At 66.9% G+C, this 18,904-nt stretch carries 14 protein-coding genes; 1 reads left to right on the top strand and 13 read right to left on the bottom strand.

Annotation, left to right across the window (positions count from 1 at the left end; translation table 11 throughout):
• Nucleotides 1–38: 38 nt before the first annotated feature.
• The 13 genes from ACU18_RS01555 to ACU18_RS01495 form a co-directional block, all read right to left on the bottom strand.
• Nucleotides 39–1,373, bottom strand: coding sequence for a glycosyltransferase (locus tag ACU18_RS01555; RefSeq protein WP_050683778.1), 1,335 nt, complete (start codon nucleotides 1,371–1,373; stop codon nucleotides 39–41).
• A 243-nt stretch (nucleotides 1,374–1,616) separates the two neighbouring features.
• The gene (locus ACU18_RS01550; protein WP_050683777.1) at nucleotides 1,617–2,921 is read right to left on the bottom strand and encodes a M18 family aminopeptidase; all 1,305 of its coding nucleotides are present in this window, start codon (nucleotides 2,919–2,921) and stop codon (nucleotides 1,617–1,619) included.
• A 28-nt stretch (nucleotides 2,922–2,949) separates the two neighbouring features.
• Nucleotides 2,950–3,642 (bottom strand): response regulator, encoded by a 693-nt coding sequence (locus ACU18_RS01545; protein ID WP_050683776.1) that lies wholly within the window; start codon nucleotides 3,640–3,642, stop codon nucleotides 2,950–2,952.
• Entirely contained in the window at nucleotides 3,639–4,973 is a 1,335-nt protein-coding gene (locus ACU18_RS01540) for a sensor histidine kinase (RefSeq protein ID WP_050683775.1), read from the bottom strand. The genes ACU18_RS01545 and ACU18_RS01540 overlap by 4 nt, the downstream gene beginning before the upstream one ends.
• A 13-nt stretch (nucleotides 4,974–4,986) precedes the next feature.
• Nucleotides 4,987–5,886 carry an ABC transporter permease gene (locus ACU18_RS01535; RefSeq protein WP_050683774.1) on the bottom strand — a complete coding sequence of 300 codons (900 nt, stop codon included), beginning with the start codon at nucleotides 5,884–5,886 and terminating at the stop codon, nucleotides 4,987–4,989.
• Between the two features lie 5 nt (nucleotides 5,887–5,891).
• Nucleotides 5,892–6,839 carry an ABC transporter ATP-binding protein gene (locus ACU18_RS01530; protein WP_050683773.1) on the bottom strand — a complete coding sequence of 316 codons (948 nt, stop codon included), beginning with the start codon at nucleotides 6,837–6,839 and terminating at the stop codon, nucleotides 5,892–5,894.
• A gap of 167 nt (nucleotides 6,840–7,006) precedes the next feature.
• Nucleotides 7,007–8,503: a bifunctional phosphatase PAP2/diacylglycerol kinase family protein gene (locus tag ACU18_RS01525; RefSeq protein WP_050683772.1), complete on the bottom strand. Its 1,497-nt coding sequence runs from the start codon at nucleotides 8,501–8,503 to the stop codon at nucleotides 7,007–7,009.
• 65 nt (nucleotides 8,504–8,568) lie between these two features.
• The gene (locus ACU18_RS01520) at nucleotides 8,569–9,780 is read right to left on the bottom strand and encodes an MFS transporter (protein WP_050683771.1); all 1,212 of its coding nucleotides are present in this window, start codon (nucleotides 9,778–9,780) and stop codon (nucleotides 8,569–8,571) included.
• Nucleotides 9,777–10,550 carry a DeoR/GlpR family DNA-binding transcription regulator gene (locus tag ACU18_RS01515; RefSeq protein WP_050683832.1) on the bottom strand — a complete coding sequence of 258 codons (774 nt, stop codon included), beginning with the start codon at nucleotides 10,548–10,550 and terminating at the stop codon, nucleotides 9,777–9,779. Before ACU18_RS01515 ends, ACU18_RS01520 begins: the two co-directional genes overlap by 4 nt.
• 53 nt (nucleotides 10,551–10,603) lie before the next feature.
• Nucleotides 10,604–12,286: an ABC-F family ATP-binding cassette domain-containing protein gene (locus ACU18_RS01510; RefSeq protein WP_050683831.1), complete on the bottom strand. Its 1,683-nt coding sequence runs from the start codon at nucleotides 12,284–12,286 to the stop codon at nucleotides 10,604–10,606.
• A 28-nt stretch (nucleotides 12,287–12,314) separates the two neighbouring features.
• The gene (locus ACU18_RS01505; RefSeq protein ID WP_050683770.1) at nucleotides 12,315–14,303 is read right to left on the bottom strand and encodes a penicillin-binding transpeptidase domain-containing protein; all 1,989 of its coding nucleotides are present in this window, start codon (nucleotides 14,301–14,303) and stop codon (nucleotides 12,315–12,317) included.
• 50 nt (nucleotides 14,304–14,353) lie between these two features.
• Nucleotides 14,354–15,811: a phytoene desaturase family protein gene (locus ACU18_RS01500; protein WP_050683769.1), complete on the bottom strand. Its 1,458-nt coding sequence runs from the start codon at nucleotides 15,809–15,811 to the stop codon at nucleotides 14,354–14,356.
• Nucleotides 15,804–17,267 carry a glycosyltransferase family 87 protein gene (locus ACU18_RS01495; RefSeq protein ID WP_050683768.1) on the bottom strand — a complete coding sequence of 488 codons (1,464 nt, stop codon included), beginning with the start codon at nucleotides 17,265–17,267 and terminating at the stop codon, nucleotides 15,804–15,806. The genes ACU18_RS01500 and ACU18_RS01495 overlap by 8 nt, the downstream gene beginning before the upstream one ends.
• 65 nt (nucleotides 17,268–17,332) lie before the next feature.
• On the opposite strand from ACU18_RS01495, the gene ACU18_RS01490 reads away from it, so the two are divergent.
• Nucleotides 17,333–18,832 (top strand): glycosyltransferase family 39 protein, encoded by a 1,500-nt coding sequence (locus ACU18_RS01490; protein ID WP_050683767.1) that lies wholly within the window; start codon nucleotides 17,333–17,335, stop codon nucleotides 18,830–18,832.
• Nucleotides 18,833–18,904: the final 72 nt, after the last annotated feature.

Raw genomic sequence — 18,904 nt, 5'->3', positions numbered from 1 at the left:
CTGTAGTTCCCAACCGTAGGCTCGGCTACCCGCGTTCACTAGCCATGCAGGCCGACATTGTGGGAGTCCGCCTGAGCTTTGTGGTGCGGCACGGGGGAGTCGGCCTCCCCTGCGGCACGCAGTTGCCGTTCGCTTACCGTACCGGCAGTGGACGCCACGGCAGCTGCCGGATCCGCCGATCGCCCACGGTGCGGAGCTGCCGGAACAGCGGTTCTCTTTGCCTGCCCCGGGCCCCGGTAGCGGAAACTTCGAAGCTGGCTCTCCAGGACCGGCAAGGGCGGAAGTTCCCGGGCAGCTTCCAGTTCTTCCTGCCGGAGGGGCTCCCACTGGGCTATCTGTTGCAGGGCGCCGCCCGCATCACCGGACAACGGCAGAATCCTGCCTAAGCCGCGGCGCAGGATTTCCCGGGCAAAGTGTTCCTGGTGATCATCCACGTGCTCCCCTTGTCGAGCGGAACGCACCGCCAGCAAAGGAACGGCGCCGTTATCCAGCGCCTGCAGAACCGATCCGACCCCGGCGTGGCAGACAAACGCGTCCGAGTCCCGGATGAGCTGCCCCATCTGTTCCCAAGGCAACTCGCGGTGCGTTGTTCCAGGCACGTCGTCGCGTGAGGTCGCCCCAAGCTGCCACGTTACGGAGCAATCGTCGGGCAACACCGCCCTGACCGCATCGACCGCCCGGTCGAACCGGTAGGGCTGGATGGTCCCCAAACTGACAAACACGTTCCTGACGGCGGTGCGCCGCCCGCGTAACCGGGTGTCCCAGTTGTCCAGCACAGATCCAGAGTATTTCCACCTGTCATTCGCCCATCGTTCATACTGGGTATAGGTCTGGACGCCCGGAAAAAGTCGCAGGAGCCGCCCGGTGGCGGACGGGGCATGAGTTCTCGCGAGGCTCTCCACGTACAGGGCCTGGACTCCCATCCAGGCAGCGAGCGGCAGGAAGGAAACTGCCACGGCCGCCCCGGTGCTCACTACGTAGTGGTACGAACCACTGCGAAGAATCCTGTATGCGGCCAGGATCGTGTGCAACGTCCCCCATGCATCCCGGGTGCCTATTGACGGGATGAACTGCACATTGTGGCCTGACAGCATGGACCGGGCCTGGGGAGTATTGAAGGTGACCCACATGGACCTTGAGTCAAGCTCGGGATAGAGGTCTGCCATCTTTTTGAGTTCGGCCAGGTGCCCGCCACACGAGGAGACCCACAGAACACGCTTGTCGGGCGGGATCAGGTCGCCCAGGGTCCCGGTCATCGCCTTGCCGGCCCGGGACGTGGTGGAATAAACCGGGAAAATTTTCCGGGTGCAGACTTCATTTTCGGCTCCATTGTCGCGGTACAACCACGCAGCGGCGGGAATCGGGGTCTGCACTGCCCTTGTCCTGCCATCAGCACCGGCTCGCCGGTGCCTGTCTGTCGCGTTCAGGTAGTTGTTACCGGCGTCCCGCGGGTGGCGTATCCACCGTCATGCGGCCCGGAACCGGGAACCACATGCCCTCAGGGCATCCGTACTTTTTAACCGTAGGCACCGTGATCCGGCGTTCCTAGCAGGAATCACGGTGCGTGTGGGTATCCGCACCATCTTTGTGGAGCGCCTGAAGTGGCCGTCCGTCCCCTACGCGGCAGTGCCGAAGAAACGCTCCGCAACGGCAGCCAGCCGGCGGGGGTCCTCGACGCCGCACAGTTCGCGTGCCGAGTGCATGGAGAGAAGCGGCACCCCCACGTCCACCGTGCGGATTCCCAGCCGGGTGGCAGTCAGCGGACCGATCGTGGACCCGCAGGGCATCACGTTATTGGACACAAATTCCTGGTACGGGACGCTGGATTCGGCGCACAGCCGGGCCCAGAAGGCGGCCCCCGCAGCGTCCGTGGCGTACCGCTGGTTGGCGTTGATTTTCAGGAGCGGGCCGCCGTTGAGGACAGGGTGGTTGGCGGGGTCGTGCCGTTCGGCGTAGTTGGGGTGGACTGCATGCCCGGCGTCGGCCGAGACGCAGAACGATGCCGCCAGCGCCTGCCGGCGCTGGCTGACGGTGGCCCCGAGGCCGTCGGAGATGCGCACCAGCACGTCCTCGAGGATGGGTCCACAGGCACCCGAACGGGAGTTGGACCCGATTTCCTCATGATCGAAAGCGGCCAGGACGGCGATCGGAGCGCCGGGGACGGCAGCGGCCGCGGCGTGCGCCATCAGCGCCGCCAGACCCGCGTGCGTGGCGGACAGGTTGTCCAGCCGGCCGGAGGCAAAGAATTCACTGTTGACGCCGAAAACCGCGGGCGCCTGCGTGTCTGCAATAACGACGTCGTACCCGCCAATGGCAGCAGGGTCCACCGAACCACCGCCGGCGCGGGCGGCGAGGACGCCGAGGAGGTCAACGTCGCCGGGGGCGCCCAGGCCCCAGACCGGGTTCATGTGGCGCTGCTTGTCCAGGGTGAGCCCGTCATTGACGGCCCGGTCCAGGTGGATGGCCAGTTGCGGGAACCGGAGCATGGGGCCGGTGGCGGTGAGGTGTTCGGTGCCGTCCAGCATCACCAGCCGGCCGGCGAGCTGCAGTTCCCGGTCAAGCCAGGAGTTCAGCAGCGGCCCGCCGTAAACTTCCACGCCCGCCTGCAGCCAGCCGTGCGCGCCCGTTGTGGGTTTGGGCTTGAGCTTGAAGGACGGCGAATCCGTGTGCGCCCCCAGGATGTTGAACCCGGTGGTGGGTCCGGCGTTCCCGGGGACCACCCAGGCAATCAGTGCCCCGTCCCGGATGATGAAAAAGGAGCCGGCACCCCCATCCCACGGCTCAAGCTCATCCAGCCGGGCGAAACCCGCAGCTTCAAGTCGCCGGCCCGCCTCGTGCACGGCGTGGAAGCTCGACGGCGAGGCGCTGACGTAGGCGCCAAGGTCCTGGATGTGCTCTGTAGCGGAGGAAAAGATAGCCATCTACCGAGTCTAGGGGGTGCCGTTACCCTCAGTAGTCGGGGTTGCTCGGGACCACCAGTCCGGTCTCATAGGCATAAACCACTGCCTGCACCCGGTCCCGGAGGTGGAGTTTTGTGAGGATCCGGCGCACGTGGGTCTTCACCGTGGCCTCCGAAAGGTAGTAGCGGTGGGCGATCTCGGCGTTGGAGAGGCCTTCCGCCATGGCCTCGAGCATCTCGGTCTCCCGCGGCGTGAGGTCGGCCAGGAGCGGATCGGGAGCCGCTGCCGCCGGCGCCGGCCGGGCAGCGCCACGCACATACGTCTCCAGCAGCCGCTGCGTGACCCGGGGCGCCACCACCGCGTCCCCGCTGGCCACCACCCGCACGGCGTGGATGAGTTCTTCCGGCGCGGCGTCCTTGAGGAGGAACGCCGACGCTCCGGCCTGCAGCCCGGCAAAGGCGTACTCGTCCACATCGAACGTGGTCAGGATGATGATCCGGGCGCAGGAGCCTGCAGCCGTGATGGCGCGGGTGGCCTCGATGCCGTCAAGGACGGGCATCCGCACGTCCATGAGCACCACATCCGGGTTCAACTCCTGAACCCGGCGGATCGCTTCGGCGCCGTCGGAGGCTTCGCCCACAATATGCAGGTCGTCCTCGCCCTCGAGGATGAGGCGGAACCCCATCCTCAGCAGCGGCTGGTCATCCACCAGCAGGACGGAGATAAGGGCGTTGTCAGTCATGCTTTGCCTTGCAGTTCAGAGGGACGGCTCGTCAGTTCGGGATGCTCTCCGGGCCAGGACAACACGGCGTGCACCCGCCAGCCGCGGCTGCTGCGGCCGGCTTCAACGGTGCCCGCATAGATCCGTGCCCGCTCCGCCATGCCCGCCAGGCCCTGCCCCGAACCGAACGAACCGGCGGACAGCCCAGGCTCGTTGGCGGGCTGGGCGACGGCGCCGTCGTCGAGCACGTCAATGGTAACCGTGCCACCGGACCGGACGATGTTGACCTCCACCCGCCCCAGCGACCTGCCGTACCGCAACACGTTGGTGAGGGATTCCTGCACAATCCTGTACACGGTGAGCTGGAAGGCGGCATCTGCGGGCAGTGCGGGGCCCGTGTGGGAAAAGTGCAGCGGCAGGCCTGCCGTCCGGAAGCCGTCCAGCAGTTTGGCAAGGCTGTCGCCGGATGCCAGCGGCTGCCGGGGCGCTGCCTTGCCGGCGTCGTCCCGGAGGACACCAAGCACCCGGCGCATATCCGCCAGTGCTGTTCGTCCGGTCCTGGACAACTCCCCCAGCACGTCGCCGGCGCGGGCAGGATCCTTCCGGACCACAACGGCGGCCCCGTCCGACAGGCTGACCATCACCGTCAGGGAGTGGGCAACAACGTCGTGCATCTCGCGTGCGATCCGGTTCCGTTCGTTGACGGAGGCCAGCTGCGCGGCCCGCGCGGCCCAGGCAGCCACTTCCTGTTCGTGTTCGCGCCGCTGCCGGACGCCGATGCCGATGCCGGTGGCAATGACGTTGGACAGTGCAATGGTGGCGCCGGTGGCAATGCTGGTGATCAGCTGGAAGTCACCGGACGCTGCAGCAGCCGCCGGTACCAGGCGTTCCTCGATGGGTCCAACGGCGGCCAGGAGGTAAAGCAGGGCCAGCGGCGCTGTGGCAACGGCCATCGTGATGAGTGCGAACCTCCGGCTGTGAACCACAGCAACGGCGTACAGCGAGAACCAGAGCCCCGCTGAAACGTTGGAGCCCCACGGATGCAGCATCGTGACGGCAACCTCCACCACCGCCACCAGCGCCACCAGCGCCACAGGGTAGCGGCGGCGCAGGAGCATGGCCCCGCTCACCCCGACCAGCAGGGCCGCCGCGAGCCAGTTGCCGGACCGGACGGCATCCACCACGGTGGGGGCCACCACCAGGGTGTAGCTGGCGGAAACCACAGCATCCATGGCTTTGGGCCGGCGGTACAGGAAGCCGCGGATGCGTCCCCGCCGCCTGGCGGTAAGCTCGGCAAAGGACGCGTCAGCCTGGCTGGCCGGCGCGTCCTTTGCGGGTCCTGCGGTGTTCACGGTGCGGTGCCGGTCAGACGTCGCGCTTCTTGAGGACCAGCAGTGCCGGGACCAGGAACAGCAGCACATAGCCGAGGAAGATCAGGCCGCCCTGCCAGGGATCGATGTAGGCGTCGATCTCGCCGATGGCCAGGAAGCGGCCGCCGGCTTCACTGGGGATGTACTGGGGAACGTATTTCCAGAAGTCCCCCGGGACCAGCGAAGCGAAGCCTGAGGCAATGGGGATAACAAAGAAAATCCCCACCAGAACGGTGATGCCGCCGGCGGAGTTGCGCAGCAGTGTACCGAGTGACAGTCCGATCAAAGCGACACCCGCCACGTAGAGGCCCCCGGTGAAGACGCTGTAGATCACACCGTCAGTGGACCAGGACAGATCCACGCCCAGGCCCTGGAACATCGGCAGGGACAGCAGGAAGGTGACCGCGCCGGCCACCGTGGTGATGACATAGGAAACCACGGCAAGGATGATTGCCTTGGCCAGGAACGCCGGAGTGCGGCGCGGTACGGCGCTCATGGTGGAGCGGATCATTCCGGTGGCGTATTCAGAGGCCATGAACAGGACGGCAAGGGCCCCGAAGATCAGGATGCCGACCTGCAGGCCGGCGTTGGGCAGGTTGTAGAGGTCCAGCCCTGATCCCGGCGGCATTGACTGCTCCAGCATGTCCGACGACGGCTCAATCCCCTGTTCCCGGGCGCCGGCCACCATGGAATCAAGGATGTTGTAACGGACCCAGGCGGTCAGGACACCGACGCCGATGGTGGCCACCAGGGTCAGCAGGATCAGGATGCGGGTGGACATCAGGCTCCACAGCTTGATCCATTCGGAGCGGAGCACGCCGCCGAAGGTCAGGCCGTGCCGGGCGGCGGCCGCCGAGCGCGTGGGGGCCGGGGAAGTTTGTGTGGTGGTGCTCATCGTGGCTACTTTCCTGCCGTGGCCGGAACGGCCGCTGCGGGCCCCCCGGTCAGATGCGAGTGGTATTCCACTTCGTCCTTGGTGAGGTCGAAGTAGGCGTCTTCCAGGGACGAAACCTGTGGGGTGAGCTCGTAGATGAGGACGCCGTTATCGAGCGCCAGCTTGGCGATGCGGCGCGGCTCAAGACCGGTGACGGTAAGTGTCTCCGGCTCGCTTTGGTCAACGGTGACGCCGTTGCCCGCGAGGAGCGCGGAGAGCTGGTGCGACTCGCCGGTCCGCACCAGGGTCCGGGTCTGCCGGGTCCCGGCGATGATGTCCTTGACGGGTGCGTCTGCGATGATGCGGCCTCGGCCAATGACCACCAGGTGGTCGGCGGTCTGTGCCATCTCGCTCATCAGGTGGGAGGAGAGGAACACGGTTTTGCCCTGGGAGGCGAGGTAGCGGACCAGGTTGCGGACCCACAACACACCCTCCGGGTCCAGCCCGTTGACCGGCTCGTCCAGGATGAGGGTCTGGGGGTCGCCCAGCAGGGCGGCGGCAATGCCCAGGCGTTGCCCCATGCCGAGGGAGAATCCGCCGGCCTTTTTGCGGGCTACGGCGTCCAGTCCGGTCATCTCGATGACTTCGCGGACCCTGGACTTGGCAATACCGTGCGTTGCGGCCATGGCCAGGAGGTGGTTGTAGGCGCTGCGGCTGGTGTGGACGGCCTTGGCGTCCAGCAGCGCACCGACCTCGTGCAGGGGCGCCTTGTGCTGCGCATACGGCAGGCCGTTCACGGTGACGGAGCCGGACGTGGGTCGGTCCAGCCCCATGATCATGCGCATCGTGGTGGATTTGCCTGCGCCGTTCGGTCCCAGGAATCCGGTGACCTGCCCGGCCCTGACGGTGAAACTGACCCCACCCACGGCAGTCTTGCTGCCATAGGTCTTGGTCAGGTCGTGTGCCTCTATCATGGTTCCTCCGGCCGGCAGCGGGGCTGCCGGATTCGTGTGAAGACGGTGGTGTGGTTCCTACGCTACCGACGCCCGCCCGCTTTCGCGCCGGTCTCAGGGATGATTCAGGGCCGAATCAGGGTACTCCGCTTGGATGAGGATGCCGCCGGAGCCGGCAGCATGGGGGATTACGGCTGCGGCGAATAGTACGTCAGGGCGCGTGGCCGGACGCTGTAGGCCACTGCGCGCACGCCCGCCAGCGCCTCACCGTCCACCGCCAGGGCCATGGGTGCACCCCCGGCATCGATGTGCACCTCCGTGGCCTCCTGCAGGTGCGTGATCCGGGAGCTTGCAACGGTTCCGGTCAGCACCGACCACAGGAGCCGGAGCCGGGCGAAGGACTCATCTGCGGTGATAAGTCGGAGGTCCAGCACGCCGTCATCGAGCACCGGCCGGACCAGGGGCGCGTGGTCGCGGGGGTAGAACCTGCCCCTGCCCACATAGGCAATCCACACCTTGTGCCGGATGCCGTCAACCGTCAGGGTGGTGGGGGTCCCGGCCGCGAAGGTCCGGAACATGGCAACCACGCCGGCCAGCGGCTTTCCCAATGCCGGCTGCAGTTGCTCGCGCCGCCGCACAAGGTTGGGATAGAGGCCCACACTCGAGGTGTTGAGCATGGTCAGCCGGATCACCTCCGGGTCTGTCGCGAGGCCGCGCTCGGCCGTAACCAATCCCACGTCTGCCAGGGCCGCGTGGCCTTCCGTTGCCGCTGCCAGCGCATCCCGGAGGCTGCCGATGCCGGCGTCGCGGGCAAAATGGTTCAGGGTTCCGCCGGGCAGGGCCAGGAGCGGGAGGCCCCGTTCGACGGCGGCTGCGGCCGCAGTGCCGACGGTTCCGTCTCCGCCCCACACCCCGAGAGCCAGGGTTCCGGGGTTGTCGGCCGCAGCAGCGATTTGCTCCGCCAGGTCCTGCCCGCTTTCAACGGTCACTATATGCGCCTTAGGGAATACTTCGTGGAGCGCGCCTGCTGTTTCCGCAGTAAACGATCCGCCCAACGTGTTGACCACGATGCTGAGGCCTTCGCCGGCGGGCAGCCTGGGGGCCGGGGCCGCCGTCCTGGTGAGGGCGGGGATGGGCGGGCGCACCGGCCACCACCGCCGGGTTGCCATGGCTGCGGCAGCGCCGATCGCGGAGCCAAACACCACGTCCGACGGCCAGTGCGCGCCGGTGTGCACCCGTGAGTAGGCGACGCCAACCGCTGCTGGAGCCAGCGCGGCACCAAGCCCCGGTTTGACCAGTCCTGCGCCGACCGCGAACGCCACCGCTGAGGCGGAGTGCCCGGAGGGCATTGACGAACTGGTGGGCTGGGGGTGGACGAACCGGAACACCGGCAGGTGTTCCGGTAATGGCCGGCTCCGCGGCAAAAGGGTTTTGAAGACAATATTGGTGACGCCCGATGCCACGCCCTGGGCGATGAGTCCGTGGAGGGCGGCACGCCGCGGGCGGCCTGGGAAGGCTGCCATCACGGCTGCGGCGCCCATCCAGAGCTTGCCGTTGTTGGCGGCAGCGGAGAGCCTACGGAAGAACGCGTCATGGTTTCCGCCGGGCAGGTCCGAAACATGCCGGACAAGGTATCTATCCAGCCGGCTGATCCACCGGTGCCCGGCCCGCGCTTTGCTCTGCATTTCTTCACCCTACCGCCGCGTCCCCGGCTGCCGGGAAGGCAACGGGGCACGCGCGGCTGGCGTGGCTAGCTGGTGGGTGTTCCCGGCTCAATCTTGAGGGGCTTGGCAGCCTTGGCCAAAACAAGGGCAACCAGGATCGGGATGAGGATGGCAAGCAGCGCCCGGTGGATTCCCGTGACGTCACCCAGGTAGCCGAGCAGCGGGGGGCCTGCCAGGAAGGAGACGTAGCCCAGGGTTGACACCACTGACACCCGGGCTGCCGCCCGGCGGGGATCGTCCGCGGCCGCCGACATCCCCATGGGGAAGGCGAGTGCCGCGCCTACGCCCCACAGGGCGGCACCTGCTGCCGCGAGCCAGATGTTCCCGGCGAGGACAAAGAGGCAAAGGCCCGCCGCAGCGGCCGCCATGCTGGCGCGCAGGACGGCCACCCGGCCGTACGTGTCGATCACGCGGCCGCCCAGGAAGCGCATGGCGGTCATGGCCAGCACAAAGAGCGCAAACATCAATGCCCCGGTGGACTCCGAGGTGCCCAGTCCATCAACGGAGGCCTTGGCGATCCAGTCATTGCCTGCACCTTCGGTCAGGGTGGCGCCGAGAACCACCACACCGATGAGCAGGGTGCGGCTGTCACGCCAGGCGGAAGGGCCCTTGGCGGGCTTCGGCTCACCGACGGGAGTCGCGGTGCTGATGTGCGGCAGGAAGTAACGTGGAGCGACCATGGTGACCACCAGCACCACAGCCACGATCACCAGCAGGTGCAGCGGAAGGTCCACACCGATGGTCGAAAGCCCTGCACCGACCAGGGCGCCAATAAATGCCCCGCCGCTGAAGGCCGCATGCAGTTGGGGCATCACGGTGCGCCGGAGCCGGTGCTCAACATCGGCGCCTTCAATGTTTTGGGCAACATCCCAGAGCCCTACGGCTATGCCGAAGAAAAACAGGGAGACGGCGGTGCCTGGAATCGAGGCAGCGGACAGCGAGAAGGCGATCCCGGTTCCGGCGAGGGCGGCCACCAGGCCGCCCACACGGACTGTGTTGGCTGTGCCGATCCGGCCCACCACCAGCCCGGCCGTGGGCAGCGCCAGCAGCGAGCCAACGGCGGTGCACAAGAGCAGGGTTCCCATCTGCCCGGAGGTGATCTGGAGGGTTTGGGTGACGGCCGGGATTCTGGCAGCCCAGCTGGCAAACACCAGGCCGTTGATTCCGAACACCACGAAGGTGGCCAGCGCGGCCGCCTTCACCGCAGCATCCGGGGAGTCGTTTGTCTTGGTGCTCATACGTTCACTACTTCCACTGGATATCCGTCGAGTTGTGCGCGTTCCGCCGCGCTGAATGTCCGGTCCGTGACCACCACGTCCACCTGCTGGAGGCCGGCGACCAGGACCCTTGCCGAGGCGTGCCATTTGGCTGCACTGGCCGCGAGGATGATCCGGGCCGCAGAGTCGATGCCTGCCCGTTTGACGGCGGCATCCTCAAGGTCGTGGGCCAACAGGCCATCCTGGAAATCCACGGAACAGGGGGTGAGGACGGCGGTGTCGAACCGCAGCGACCTGATATTGGCTTCGGCCATGGGACCACGGAAGCCGAGCTCTCCTGGCACCAGGCTCCCACCTGGCAGGAGCAACCCGGTGCGGGAAACCGCCGCACCCTCCGCCAAAGCAACAGCGTTGAGTGCCTGCAGGCCCATGGGCATCACCGTTATTTCACGTCCGGCCAGGGCACGGGCCACCTCCGTGGCGGTGCTACCACTGTCCAGCCAGAGGTGCTCCCTGTCCCGGATCAAATCCGCCACTGCAGCGCCGATGCGCCGCTTTGCGTCGTGGTCCTCAAGTTCGCGCTGGCCGTAGCCGGGGTTCTCGCCATGGCCGATCAGGCTCCTTGCCCCGCCGTGGATCCGTTTGAGGACACCATTCGCGGCCAGGACGTCGAGGTCCCTGCGGATCGTGGCTCCGGACGCCGCGCAGGCCGTCGTCAGCTCCTCAACACTTATTTCCACCCGCTGCCGAAGGAGCGCGGCGATTGCCCGGTGCCGCTCTTCCGTCTTCATGATCAAATGATATCAATTTTTGATCGTTTGGCGTTTTAGCCTGTGCGCACCGGTCAGCGGACCCGCTGGACCCGCTTCTCGTCCCAGACCGGCTCCGGGGACTCGTAGACCTTGCCGTCGGAACCAAACACCATAAACCGGTCGAACGTCCGCGCAAACCAGCGATCGTGGGTGACAGCCAGGACCGTTCCTTCAAAGTGGTCGATGGCCCGCTCCAGGGCCTCAGCGGAGTGCAGGTCGAGGTTGTCGGTCGGTTCATCCAGCAGAAGCAGCGTGGCGCCGCTGAGCTGGAGCAGCAGGATCTGGAACCGGGCCTGCTGGCCGCCTGAGAGCGACTCGTACTTCTGCTCCGACTGCGTCGCCAGCCCGTAGCCGTCCAGTGCCCCTGCAGCGGCTTCGCGGCCCAGCCCGGACCGGTGCTCGTCGCCGCGGTGAAGGATTTCCAGCAGCGTCTTGCCCAGCAGGTCCGGGCGGACGTGGGTCTGGGCGAAGAATCCGGGGCGGATGCGGGCACCGAGCTTGACTGTGCCTTCGTGGGGTACCTCGGCAATCTCAACGTCCGACACCGGCAGGTGTTCACGTTCCGGATCGGTGCCACCGGTGGCCAGCAGGCGAAGGAAATGGCTTTTGCCAGAGCCGTTGGAGCCCAGGACGCCGACGCGGTCACCAAACCACACCTCGGTGGAGAACGCCTTCATGAGTCCTGTCAGCTCCAGGCGCTCGGCCACGATGGCCCGCTTCGCGGTCCGCCCGCCCTTCAGCCTCATCTGGACGTTCTGCTCGATGGGCAGCGCCTCAGGCGGCCCGGCCTCAAGGAACTTCGCCAGGCGCGTTTGGGCTGCGTGGTAGCGGTTGGCCATGTCCGAGCGGAAAGCGGCCTTGTTTTTGTACATGTTGACGAGTTCCTTGAGCTTTACGTGCTCCTCGTCCCAGCGCTTGCGCAGTTCCTCAAACCGGGCGTTCCTGTCCGCGCGGGCGTCAACGTAGGAACCGAACCCGCCGCCGTGGATCCAGGCACCGGCGCCGTTGATGCCGGGCTCCAGGGTGACGATGCGGCCTGCGGCGTTGTTGAGCAGTTCGCGGTCGTGGCTGATGAAGAAGACAGTCTTCCGGGAACCGTTAAGTTTGTCCTCCAGCCAGCGCTTCCCCGGAACGTCAAGGTAGTTGTCCGGTTCGTCCAGGAGCAGCAGTTCGTCAGGGCCGGCGAAAAGCGCTTCCAGCACCAGCCGCTTCTGCTCGCCGCCGGAAAGGGTAGACGCCGGTCGGTGCTGGGCGCGGTCGAAGGGCAGTCCCAGGGCGGCCATGCAAACCTCGTCCCAGACCGTCTCGACGTCGTATCCGCCGGCGTCGCCCCAGTCCACGATGGCCTGTGCGTACCGCATCTGGCTGGGTTCGTCGTCGTGCTCCACCATGGCGAGTTCCGCGGCGTCCACCTCACGCGCGGCGGCTGCCAGTGCCGGCTGGGCAGCGGAAACCAGCAGGTCACGGACAGTGGACCCGTCCCTGACCTGGCCCACGAACTGGCGCATGATGCCCATGGTGCCGGACCGGCCGATGACGCCTTCGTCCGGAACCAGGTCCCCGGCGATGATCCGGAAGAGCGTGGTCTTACCGGTGCCGTTGGGCCCGATCAGCGCTGTTTTGGTGCCGTCCGGGACCTTGAAGGTCACGCCGTTCAGCAGTTGGGTGCCGTCGGAGAGGAAGTAATCGATACCGGAAACGTCAATATGGGCCACGTACTCCATCTTCCCACGCCGGCAATGCCTACCCTGCGGCCGTGAGGAACTCCTTCAGGAGGGGCCCGGAGGTGGTAGCGCCCAGGCCGCCGTCCTCCACAAAGACGGCAACGGCCAGGTCACCGTGGACGGCCACAATCCAGGCGTGGGTTTTGGGCGGTGTTTCGTTGCCGAACTCCGCCGTACCGGTCTTGGCGCCGACGGGTGCGCCCGGGACGGAGGAAAGGAAACCTGCGTGACCGGACGTGACCACTGCCCGCATCATGTCGGACAACGAGGCGGCTTCGGCGGCAGTGATGGGCTGGCCGGATGCTGAGGCCGGGGCCTCGCCGGTGGCCGTGGCGGAAGGCTGGGCCGCCGGTGCGGTGGACCCGTTGGCAGTTCCGGCGGCGGGAGCCCCGGCGTCGGGATTGAGGACAAGCTGCGGTGCGACGGGAGCACCCTTGGCAACAGAGCCGGCCATCATGGCGGCTGACAAGGGGGAGAGCAGCACCTTGCCCTGCCCGATCATGGACGCTGCGTGTTCGGTTCCTGCGGCCTCGCCGGGAACTGAACCGAGGAAGGCCTCGGCGCCCAGGGTGGGGGCCTCAACCGCCAGGCCCATGGCCATGGCCGCAGCTTCGAGCTGGGCTTGGGATACGGAGTCCCTGGCGGCGATGAAGGCGGTGTTGCAGGAGTGGGCGAACGCGTCACGGAGGGTCACGGATCCCAAAGAACTTTCCGGATAACCTTCAGAGTTTTTGAAGGTCCTTCCGTCCACCGCCAGGGTGGGCGTGCAGGCGACCTTGGAGTCAGGGGTGAGCCCGTTGCGGAACATGGCCAGGGAATCGACCATTTTGAAGATGGAGCCGGGCGCATACTGTCCGAGCATGGCGGTGTTGTAGCCGTTGCTGCCGGGGCCGGACGCCGCGGCCAGGACTGCGCCGGAGGAGGGTCGGAGGGCCACGATGGCCGAGGCCGGTCCGACGTCGGCCAGCGTGGTCTCGGCCAATGCCTGCAACCGCTGGTCCAGGGTGGTTTTCAACGGCGTCCCCGGGGCGGGGGCCACTTCGAACAGGGTCCGCCTCGGGTCTGTTGCCGCGGCCTGGATCTGCTCCCGGGTGAGGTCGGCGCGTTGGGCGCGGATGATCAGCGCTTCGGTTCCCCGGAGCTGCTTGTCGTATTGCTGCTGCAGACCCCCGAGTCCTGTCACATCCCCTGCGGTCAGTGACCCCCCGGAGGCTTCGATCTGTTCGGCAGTGGCCTCGCCGACGGCGCCCAGTACCGGGCGGGCAAAGGTGCGGCTCGGAGCAAGCGGGACCGATGCGGGAATGGCGCGGGCACCTGGAACCGCCGCGATCTGAACATTGGTGACGGTGCGGCCTTCTTCGCGCAGGGTGATGGCGCGGACAAAGGCTTCCGGTCCGGCAGCCTTGACCTGGTCGGCGTAGGCCGCCGGGTCCACCCCCACCAGCGTCGCGAGCTTCGAGGCTGCTGCTGCGGGATCCGCTGCGCCCAACTGGGGCTTGTCGATGCCCACGTCCACCACGGGACGGTAGGTGACCAACGGAACGTCGCCGGCACCGAGGATGTCCGCCCGCGGCGGCGATTGTGATCCCTTGCTGAGGATTTCGGAGTCAGCGAGGCCGGGGACCAAAGTGGCTGGGTCCCAGACAGCAAGCCATTCGCCGCCCGACTTCTTGAATTTGGCCGATGCAGCGTACTTCCATTCGGAGTCCCCGAACGTCCAGGTGTAGTTCAAGGGTGCGGAGGCATTATCGCCGTCGAGGGTCAGATCGCCCGGCTGCACTGCCGGCTTTTGGGGGTCCAGGGCAGCGAACACGTTCCGGAGCTGCTCATTTGCGCTGGCGGAATCCTTGCCCTCGAAGGCTACGGAGCCAACGTCCAGGGCCGAGACTGCGCTGGCCAGGTCCTTGACAGCTGATTCTGCTCCGCTCCGCCCATCGTCGCATCCAACGAGGGAGGTCCCCAGGACGAGCGAGGCCATGGCAAGTGACAGCTTTGTTTTTTTCCCCATTTCGCCATTATGCCCGTTTTTCCGATGCCATTATGCCCGAGGGGGACCGCTTAAGCCCGGCCGGCGCCGTCCCGTCCCAGGGCCGGGACGGGAAGCCCGAAGATGTCCCGGAGAGCATATGTTGCGGCGTGCAGGCCGGGCATGCCGGTGACCCCCGGACCCGGCGGTGTTGAGGAAGAGCATAGGTACACACCGCGCAGCGGTGTGCGCCACGGGACCCGGGAAACCACGGGGCGCTGGATCAGGCCGCGGAGGTCCATGGTGCCGGCGCTGAAGTCCCCGCCAACGTAGTTTCGGTTGTATTCCCCCAGCTGCGCCGCCGTGACGGCCTGCGACTGGACCACCAGGTCCCGAAAGCCGGGCGCAAAGCGCTCGAGCTGGCCGGTGATGGCAGCCGTCATATCGACGGTGGATCCGGCAGGGACGTGGCAGTACGTCCAGAGGGTGTGCCTGCCGGCGGGGGCCCGGCCGGCATCGAATGGCGAGGGCTGGGCCACCAGGACATAAGGCTTTTCGGGGTGGCGGCCGCTGGCCACTTGGTTTTCGGCGTGGGCCAGCTCCGCCCTGGTCCCGCCCACGTGTACGGTTCCGGCCGCTGCCAGGGACCGGGCCGCCCACGGCACGGGGCCGGACAGGATGTAGTCCACCTTGCAGGAACCGTTCCCGTAGCGAAAAGCCTCCAGTGACCTCCGGTAACCGGCCGGCAATGAACTTCCTGCCAGGTTTGCCAGTCCCTGCGGCGCGACGTCCAGGAGCGTGACGCGCGACGGCGGCAAGGCAGCCAGGCTGTCCACTGCGGAGCCGGTGTGGATGACGCCGCCGTGGGCGCTGAGGTCCCCGGCCAACGCCCCGGCGATGGACGCCGAACCGCCGACGGGGAATGGCCAGCCGTCCCGGTGACCCAATGCGGCCAGCAACAGCCCCGCCCCGGCCGCAGCCAGGGATGGAAGGTGGGAGACGGCGTGGGCGGCAACACCACTCAGCAACGATGGTGCAAGGTCTTCGCGGAACCTGGTATTCCAGAGCCGGGAACCCTGCTCCAGCGTGCGCAGACCGAAGAGGGCAGCGACGAAGGGATGCCGGGGAATGCGCAGCAGTTGGTTCTGGGTGAACTCAATGACCTCATCACGGTGCTGGACCAACGGGCCCATCAGCTGACGGTAAGCCCGCCCGTCGCGTCCCAGTTCAGCAGCCGTCCGGTCCAGCGACCGGTACGCCAGCGCTGCCCGGCCACCGTCCAGGGGTGAGCCGAAGGATATGTCCGGTGTGGCAAAACGGATCCGCTCCGACAGTTCAAAGGCGCGGAAGAACGGCGACGCCAGTGCCATTGGATGCACGGCAGAGCATACGTCGTGGAAATGCCCTGGCTGCATCAGCTCGGCCGTACGTGTCCCGCCGCCAACGGCCTGGGCCGCTTCGAACACCTCGACTGACAGCCCCGCTCTGGCCATGATTACCGCCGCTGCGAGCCCATTGGGTCCCGCACCCACCACATTGACGTCAGCCATCGGATAAAGCCTTCCTGACGGGGGAGCCGGTGAGGGCTCCCGCGGCCGTCCGCAGCCGGTCAGGCGCCCCGTCGAAAGGTCCGCCGTGCGGATCGTCGGCGTGTTGGCGGCGGACCGGGTCCAGATTGGGGTCGTAGATGTCCCAGATGACCCGAATCATCAGATATGCCACAGCAAGCATATGAATGACGACGGCCAGGACGTAGTACGGCATGTCGAGGTTGTGCTGCGGGGGCCCACCGCTGGTGACCTGGCCAAGGTACAGCCAAATAGCGGCCCAATGCAGGCCTTCGATTCCCTGCCACACCAGGAAGTCGCGCCAGCGCGGACGTGCCAGCGCGAAGAGCGGGATCAGCCAAATGACGTACTGCGGCGAATACACCTTGTTGGTGAGGATAAAGGCGGCAACAATCAGGAACGCCAGCTGGGCCAGGCGCGGCCTGCGGGCCGAGCTGAGGGCCACCGCGGCGATGCCGGCGCAGGCCAGCAGAAAGAGTCCAATGGACAGCAGGTCCACGGCCGTGCCATCCAGCCCGGCCATTCCGATCCTTGCGGCCACAAGGTTGTAGATGAACCACGGCGAGCTGTAGCCCGCGTCGCGGTCCGCGCTGAACTGGAAAAAGTAAGCCCAGCCGGCGGGGTTGGCGGCCGCAAACGGCAGGTTGACTGCAGCCCACGAGGCCGCAGCCGCGGCAGCTGCTATCAGCATCGGCCTGAACCTGCCGGTCCGGACGGCCAGCAGGACAATCGCGCCGAGGATCAGCAGGGGGTACAGCTTCGTTGCCGCAGCCAGCCCGATCAGGATGCCGGCGGCCAGTGGCCTGTGCCGGGCGAAGAAGTACATGCCTAGGGCCAGCAGCGCGGCAGCCCAGAGGTCCCAGTTGATGGTCCCGGCCAACACGATCCCCGGGGCTACTGCGATCATCGCGGCATCCCAGGGGCGCCGGCCGGCCAAGCGCGCCGTAGCCAGGACGGTCACCAGCGCCGCAAATGCCAGCAGGGCCGCATTGATGTCGAAGTAGCTCAGGACGCGTGCGTCCGATACACCGGTTCCGGGCACCAGCCAGGCGGTGATTCCCGCGATGACACCGATCAGGACCGGATATTCGAACTGGCTTCCGCTGCCGGCGATGGGGAACAGTCCGTCCGCCAGGCCCCGGTTGCGGAAGAGTTCGGGGAAGTCCGAATAGCAGGTCGCATAGAACTGGGTGGGGGTCTCCCACCCGTTGACCCGGCAGTAGCCTTTCAGGACCACCCCGACCAGGGCGGCAGCGACCGTGAGGAGGATCAGGACCCGGTCAACCGTAAAGATCCCCGGTGTGATCACCCCCGGTTCCGACCTGGCACCCAGCGGCCCCCCGGCGATCTCCGTGAAGTTCCTGAGGGTCAGGTCGCTGCGGGTGGGAACCACCAGACGGGACCGGCCGCGGCGTTCCGGGGGCGTGGTCTCCTGCATGCACCGAGCTTACCGCCGGGTCTTGGGTTGGGCGCCGCCGATCCGCCGGCAGGTATGGTCATGGGGTGGAAACCCAGAACGCCGGAGCCAAAATTGCCGGGCGCCGCCGTGCCTTGACCACTGAACGGCCGTGGCTTGCACCCGTCGGCATCGGACTCCTCGCCTTCTGCGCGGCGTTTGTCGGCTCCTGGGTCCCGTCGTTCTGGGATGACGAAATTGCCACCATTTCGGCTGCTGGACGGTCGCCGGCAGAACTCCTGCTCCTGTTGCAGTCCGTGGACGCCGTCCACGGCATCTACTACTTCCTGATGCACCTGTGGACCGCTGTTTTCGGTTTCTCCGAGGTGGCGCTGCGGTTTCCTTCCGCCTTGGCCGTTGGTGCTGCGGCAGGCCTGACAGTGGTCCTGGGGCGCAGGCTGGGATCCGCACCCCTGGGGGTGGCGGCCGGGCTGGTGTTGGCGCTCCTGCCCCGCATGGTGTGGGCAGGCACGGAGTCACGCCAGTCTGCACTGACAACCGTGCTGGCCGTTCTCCTGACGCTGCTGCTGTTGCGGGCCTGGGAATCCAACCGGCCGCTGGACTGGGTGCTGTACAGCTTGTGCGCGGTGGTGGGAGTCGGCGTTTTTATGTTCTTTGCGCTGGCCATCGTGGCCCATGCGGTGGCCGCCGTTGTCCTCCGGCGCAGGATCGTGGCCACGTTGGCGGCCGGTGCCGTTGCAGGCGTGGCCGCCCTGCCCTTCCTGGTGTTTGCCTTGGGACAAAAGGCACAGGTGGAGTGGATCCAGAACCGTTCGCTGACGGAGCATCTGGTGACGGCAGTGGTGAAGCAGTACTTCTACGGCGATGACAGGCCAACAGGGAACCTCCCGCCGCAGTGGGTGCTGGCGTTTGTGGTGGTTCTGGGCCTGCTGCAAGGCGCACTGGTGGTCCGGGGCGTGTGGGCGGCCCGGCTGGACGCGCAGCTCCGCCAAGCAATGGTCCTGGGACTGGCCGGCGTGCTGGTCCCTGTGGGCGGGCTGCTCCTGGCCAGCCTGATCACCCAACCTGTTTATGTGGCGCGGTACCTGACGTTCACGGCGCCGGCGTTCGCCCTGCTGGTCGGTATGGGCCTGATCAGCCTGCCGCAGAGGCGCGTAGGGTTCCGATTCCTGGTGGCGGGGCTGGTCCTCTGCAGCCTCGTCCCGCAGCTCACGCTTAAGAGCCTGGTCAATGAGCCGCCGGACACCGAGCGGCGTATCGCTGCCCTGGTGGACCAGGAGCCCGAACGCCCGGCGGCAGTGGTGTTCGGAGCTCCGTACCTGCGGGACATGGTGCTGGCCTACCCGGACGATTTCGCCGGCATCGCCGACCTGTCCCTGGCCGCCAGTCCGGCCACTTCCGGCTCGCTGTGGGGTGTTGATGCCCCGGTTGCCCCGGACCAGTTGACCGGAAAGGGTGAGGTCCTGTTTGTCGGCACAGGCGGCGGCACTCCCGGCGATACGTCGGCATTTGGGGCCGCGGGTTGCCGGGAGACAGGGAACCAGCCCTTCCAGCGCCTGGTGCTGATCTCCTTCGACTGCCCCTGAACACTGTTCCTGAGCCGCAGCAAAAGCCCACCGGCACCCGGCGGCGCCGCCGGAACGGCAAAGAGCCCACGC

The organism is Arthrobacter sp. ZBG10, from assembly GCF_001238605.1.
Classification (GTDB): Bacteria; Actinomycetota; Actinomycetes; order Actinomycetales; family Micrococcaceae; genus Arthrobacter.
The sequence above is the reverse complement of the archived record's forward strand: the minus strand, read 5'-3'. Positions and strand labels throughout refer to the sequence as shown.

Coding starts and splice junctions, on each gene's coding strand:
- ACU18_RS01550 (WP_050683777.1), bottom strand. CDS start 2,921: ATGGCTATCTTTTCCTCCGCTACAGAGCACATCCAGGACCTTGGCGCC.
- ACU18_RS01545 (WP_050683776.1), bottom strand. CDS start 3,642: ATGACTGACAACGCCCTTATCTCCGTCCTGCTGGTGGATGACCAGCCG.
- ACU18_RS01535 (WP_050683774.1), bottom strand. CDS start 5,886: ATGAGCACCACCACACAAACTTCCCCGGCCCCCACGCGCTCGGCGGCC.
- ACU18_RS01530 (WP_050683773.1), bottom strand. CDS start 6,839: ATGATAGAGGCACACGACCTGACCAAGACCTATGGCAGCAAGACTGCC.
- ACU18_RS01525 (WP_050683772.1), bottom strand. CDS start 8,503: ATGCAGAGCAAAGCGCGGGCCGGGCACCGGTGGATCAGCCGGCTGGAT.
- ACU18_RS01520 (WP_050683771.1), bottom strand. CDS start 9,780: ATGAGCACCAAGACAAACGACTCCCCGGATGCTGCGGTGAAGGCGGCC.
- ACU18_RS01515 (WP_050683832.1), bottom strand. CDS start 10,550: ATGAAGACGGAAGAGCGGCACCGGGCAATCGCCGCGCTCCTTCGGCAG.
- ACU18_RS01505 (WP_050683770.1), bottom strand. CDS start 14,303: ATGGGGAAAAAAACAAAGCTGTCACTTGCCATGGCCTCGCTCGTCCTG.
- ACU18_RS01500 (WP_050683769.1), bottom strand. CDS start 15,811: ATGGCTGACGTCAATGTGGTGGGTGCGGGACCCAATGGGCTCGCAGCG.
- ACU18_RS01495 (WP_050683768.1), bottom strand. CDS start 17,267: ATGCAGGAGACCACGCCCCCGGAACGCCGCGGCCGGTCCCGTCTGGTG.